This is a genomic window from Verrucomicrobiia bacterium (assembly GCA_035946615.1).
Taxonomy (GTDB): domain Bacteria; phylum Verrucomicrobiota; class Verrucomicrobiia; order Limisphaerales; family UBA8199; genus DASYZB01.
In genome coordinates this window covers 1-4,821 of record DASYZB010000106.1, presented here as the reverse complement: position 1 = coordinate 4,821, position 4,821 = coordinate 1, and the positions used below count along the sequence as shown (strand labels likewise).

The window sequence follows — 4,821 nt, the reverse complement described above, 5'->3', positions numbered from 1 at the left end:
ATTCCAAAGTTACCGACTCGTCGCGGCCCCGGAAGCGGCTTTGAATTTAGGGTCGGTGCCGGAGAAAGTTACAGTTTAACGGATTGGATATGGGAAGGAGTTTGGAAAGTACGGTTGTGGTTCCGCCCGCTACTCGACTGGCTCAGCATCGGCTGGTGGGCTGGCGCAGCAAGGTGGCGGATTACTGGTCGCTCACCAAGCCGGAGGTCAACTCTCTGGTTGTGGCCAGCACCCTCGCGGGCTTTTACCTTGCCTGGCGCGGACCGATGAACTATGCGCTCATGATTCACACCCTCGTTGGCACCCTCCTTGTGGCAAGTGGGACGGCGACGCTGAACCAGTGGGTCGAGCGGGAATTCGATGCGCGCATGCGGCGAACCGCCAACCGGCCGCTCCCGGCGGGCAGACTTTCCTCTTCAGAGGCGCTGTGGTTTGGAATAGGTCTTTCTGTTGCGGGCGGCCTCGAACTCGCGCTGGCAGTTAATATTTTGGCCAGTTGCCTGGCGCTGTTGACGCTCGCGAGTTATTTGCTGCTTTACACGCCGCTCAAGAGGAAAACTTCCTACTGCACGCTGGTCGGCGCCTTCCCGGGAGCGATGCCACCCTTGATCGGATGGGCGGCGGCGCGTGGCAACCTGAATCTCGAGGCGTGGATACTTTACGCTCTGCTCTTTTTCTGGCAGTTTCCCCACTTCCTCTCCATTGCCTGGATGTATCGGGAGGATTACGAGCGCGCGGGACTGCTCATGTTGCCGCCCAATGACCCTCAGGGACGATTGGCTGCCCGGCAGATCCTTGCCACTTCAATCGCGCTGTTGCCGGTAAGCCTGTTGCCCACCTTGCTGGGCCAGTTGGGAATGATTTATTTCTTCGGAGCTCTGCCGTTGGGGCTGGCCATCCTGTACTACGGAGCTTCAACGGCGCTGGTCCGGTCAAAGGTGATGGCCCGCCGCCTCCTGCTGGCGTCTGTTTTTTATTTGCCGTTGGTGTTTGGCCTCATGATCGTGGATAAATTTTTAATGTAGTGGCGAAATAAACCTACTGCTCTAATTAGTTACTGAATGCTTGAAACAATTCTCTTACTCGCATTCTGCCTTATCGCCGGATTGATAGCGTTGGCCGTGTGCGTTTATCTGGCAATGTCCGGCCTGCTGTTCAGCGTGGGTGGATTGTTCTTCGCGTTGATCAGCCTGACGATCGGCGGCGTTTTTATTTTGAACGTTGTCTGGTCAATTTACACCGGAGAGCTGAAACAAATGCTGGAGCACAGCCGGAAGAAGCCGGCCTCAGGTGAGTTGCCCGGCAATCCCCCCTCGGAAGCCTCTCGATAACTCCACGGATTGTGTTTTGCCACCGAGACATCAGGGCCTTGTGTCGACTAATATTTGACACTCAATAGACCAGGATTTTTGACTTTTAACCATCGACTGTAGCCTGTAAACTCGGCGTGTGACCATTCAACTTTCAGATTTTCCCGTTATCGATGCCAGCCTGAACGCCACCAGCGCGGTCCTGCTGACGCTCGGCTATGTTTTCATCCGCAGCAAGCGCATTCGCGCCCACAAAATCTGCATGCTCTCGGCGTTCGGGACGTCCTCGCTTTTTCTTGTCTGCTACCTCTGGTACCACGCCCACCACGGCGTAACACGCTTCACGGGACAAGGCATGATTCGCATATTTTATTTCACCTTGCTCGGCTCGCATACGATTCTCGCGGTGGTCATCGTCCCCCTGGTTTTCACCACGCTTTATCGCGCCTGGAGGAAGCGCTTTGACCTTCACAAGCGCGTCGCCCGCTGGACGCTGCCGATTTGGCTCTACGTTTCTATGACAGGTGTAGCGGTTTATTGGATGCTCTACCACTTGTACCGGTAGTTAAAAACTGCGCCATCGCAGGCACAACCGTTTGCATCTGTTGTTAGCAAGTTAAAATGTCCGGTTTTCTTGATTAGTGAAGTGTCCGGTTTTGTTGTCCTTTTGTTCGTTCTTAGGATTTGTCTTGTTTTTTTGCGCGCGAACGGAAGGAGCCCGTAGGGCGACTGGAGTTCGCGCGCACAGCCGGTTCCGGTTCGCGTTGCCTCGAGGGCGATCCAGCCTCCCGACCTTTCTCTCCTGAATAGACATATGCTTTCTTTTCTCCCTTAGGCGGCTTCGCCTGGGAGGACGGCTTTACGATCTCCCCGCTTCAGTGCGACGCCCTCCGTCGTATAGCGACCCAGGAGCTTGGGACCATAGCCCAGGCTCACGGTCCCGTCCAAGTGTTCATAGACCGTCACGCGGCAGCCGGCCAGGCTGCCCCGCCACAATGTCTTCTCGATCTGCAAGCAGCGGTTCACCCAACTCACCGTATTATCGCGATTGACGATGCGCTCGTGCTGAATCGAGAAAACCCGATCCAAGTCGCCCCGCCGCGCCCGCACAAAGGCGTGACCCGACTGGGCGGCCTTGACCGAGAACTTGTGATTGAATTCGGCGACATAAGACTCGCGAAGAAACTGGTTCGCCTCTTCCACCGTTCCGATCCCGCGCCAGCGCAACTCCTGGGGCAGCCGTCCCTGCCAGGTCCCAAAGTTCCGCTCACTCCGCCCCCGCGCCTGGGGCGAATAGGAGGGAATCATCTCGATCCTCAAATCACTCAGCGCCCGCCCCACCTGCGTCAGACGCTGTCGATCCACGGGTTCCCCCGCCTTGGGAGTCAGAAAAAAGTGGCTGGCTCGGTCGCTGTAGAGGGCACAAAAGACACCCTTATTTTCGATGACCTCCCACAGCGCCCCCATCACCGTCCGCGTCGATTCTTCCTCCACCAGTTGCGCGTAATAGATCTGGCTGGTCGCATCATCCATCACCACCAGCAGGTCATACCAGCGATCATGCTCGAACCAGCGATGCTCGCTGCCGTCGATATGCAACAGCATCCCGGGTAGAGGACGCCGCTCCCGCCGCTTTCGATGCACGCCTCGCGCCTTGCGCTTGGCCACCAACCCCGCCCCTTGCAGCACCAGCTTCACCCAGGTGTAACTCAGCTCGATCCCATGCTCTTCCGCCAACTTCTCGTGGAAATGCCGTACGTTGAAATCGAAATACTTCTCCCGATACAATCCCAGCACGCGCTCCACGGTCTCCAGCGGAATCCGACGCGGGCTGGGCTGACCCCGCCGCCGGTCGTATAAGCCGTCGTACCCGTTGAACTGATACCGCCTCTTCCAACGCTGCATCTGTCGAGGGCTAATCCCCGCAATCTCTGCCGCCTGCCACCAAGTAATCGTCTTGGCCAAAGCTCGCAAAATCACTTCTTGCATCTTCATTACCCGCTCCATCGCGGCCATGCTGCATTGCTCCATGTCGGACCTCCGACTAGAGCCTTACCATGCGCCGCTTCCTCCGACCGGACATTTCACTTGCTAATTCGACCGGACATATCATGTGCTAACGACAGCTTGAGAAAACAACCCTTTTCTTGACAACTTGTTAGTGGTAAAAGTATTCCGACAGGTCGTGCTATAATCCGGGGCCGAAGGGTGTAGTTCCCGGGGGGCTAAGGCACAACACCTGTTTTCCGGATTGAGTAGCGCCGGATTGGCTCGACAATTTCTCGAAAATTTTCATCCTTACTTATATTCCTATGGCGCAACAAAATGAGCAACGCCGATCGGAACGTCTTCGAATGGCGATTCCCATTCGTGTAATCGGCTTCGCTCTCGGAAAAGATAATTTCTCCGAAGACACGGTCACGGTGGAAGTGAACCGCGAGGGCGCGCTCATCAAACTGAATCACAGAGTGGTCCCCAAGTCGGACGTGAGGATCATTAACCTTGAAAGTTACAAGGAGGCCGACTTTCACGTGGTTGGCCCCTCACGCATGGAAGCCGGCAACATTGCCGAGTGGGGTGTGGAGTATATCGACAAGAGACTCAACATTTGGGGCATGGATTTTCCGGCGCTCGGTGCTTTCGAGGATCAGGAAGGGGCGGCGCTGGAATGCCGGGCCTGCCACAAACAGGACGTAAAAATGGTGTCGCCGATGGAAGTGGATGCTCTAAACTCGACCGGCATCCTCGCTTTCGTTTGTGATAATTGCAAAAAACTCACCTACTGGAATTATGCCGACCCTGCCCGGCGACCTGCGGTGCTGCCTCCCGCCGATCTTGTGGCCCCGCCCGATGCGCCCAAAGAGGAAAAGGGCATTGAGAAGCGCACTGCCAAGCGCATAGGGATGAAAATGCCAATCCTTGTCCGCAATGCACAGGGAGTTGAAGAAATCACGAAGACCGAGGACGTTTCCAAGGGCGGTGTAGCAGTGGCTCTCTCAATGGATCTGGCGGTGGGCGACCTGGTAATCATCGTCTGCCCATACAGCGGGCAAGGCCCGAGATTCGATCAAAAAGCCGATGTCCGGCGGCGCGCTTCCTTCACTTTCAACGACCGAAGGCTCTATGGCTTTCGCTACCTACGTTAGTACCCTCTCCCGCTTGATGTTTTGCCATTGCCCAGTGCCGAAATCACAAGGCGGTAGCTGACGCTACCGCAGTCCACGGCGGGCGCGGCTCGCCCGCATTCCGTGTGAGCGCCCCAGGCGCCTTGGAATGCGACCGCGAAGCTGCCGCCGTCTTGCCACTGCAATGAATAAGGCGGGACAGAACGCTAGAAACTGCTCCAGATAAAGCCCATGGGAACATAATTTCCGGCTATGTAAAACCCGGCGCCCAGGGCCCGGTCATAGTGAACCGCGGTACCTCCGGAAACATTAACAGTGTTTCCGATTATGGCCCCATCCCAAGTTCCCCCGCCAGAAAGCGCTACGGACGCATTAGGGGCGTAGAC

5 protein-coding genes are annotated in these 4,821 nt (G+C 56.5%); 4 read left to right on the top strand and 1 reads right to left on the bottom strand.

What is annotated here, in order from left to right; genetic code table 11:
• The first annotated feature begins 101 nt into the window (after positions 1-101).
• From cyoE to VG146_15315, 3 genes are all read left to right on the top strand, one after another.
• Positions 102-1,025: a heme o synthase gene (cyoE, locus tag VG146_15325; GenBank protein ID HEV2393723.1), complete on the top strand. Its 924-nt coding sequence runs from the start codon at positions 102-104 to the stop codon at positions 1,023-1,025.
• Between the two features lie 36 nt (positions 1,026-1,061).
• A complete protein-coding gene (locus VG146_15320; protein ID HEV2393722.1) occupies positions 1,062-1,331 on the top strand; it encodes a hypothetical protein in 270 nt (89 codons plus the stop codon).
• A 118-nt stretch (positions 1,332-1,449) separates the two neighbouring features.
• Positions 1,450-1,875 (top strand): DUF420 domain-containing protein, encoded by a 426-nt coding sequence (locus VG146_15315; protein HEV2393721.1) that lies wholly within the window; start codon positions 1,450-1,452, stop codon positions 1,873-1,875.
• Positions 1,876-2,141: 266 nt separating this feature from the next.
• On the opposite strand, the gene VG146_15310 is transcribed toward VG146_15315, so the two are convergent.
• Positions 2,142-3,305 (bottom strand): ISNCY family transposase, encoded by a 1,164-nt coding sequence (locus VG146_15310; GenBank protein ID HEV2393720.1) that lies wholly within the window; start codon positions 3,303-3,305, stop codon positions 2,142-2,144.
• A 359-nt stretch (positions 3,306-3,664) separates the two neighbouring features.
• On the opposite strand from VG146_15310, the gene VG146_15305 reads away from it, so the two are divergent.
• Positions 3,665-4,456, top strand: coding sequence for a PilZ domain-containing protein (locus tag VG146_15305; GenBank protein HEV2393719.1), 792 nt, complete (start codon positions 3,665-3,667; stop codon positions 4,454-4,456).
• Positions 4,457-4,821 lie beyond the last annotated feature (365 nt).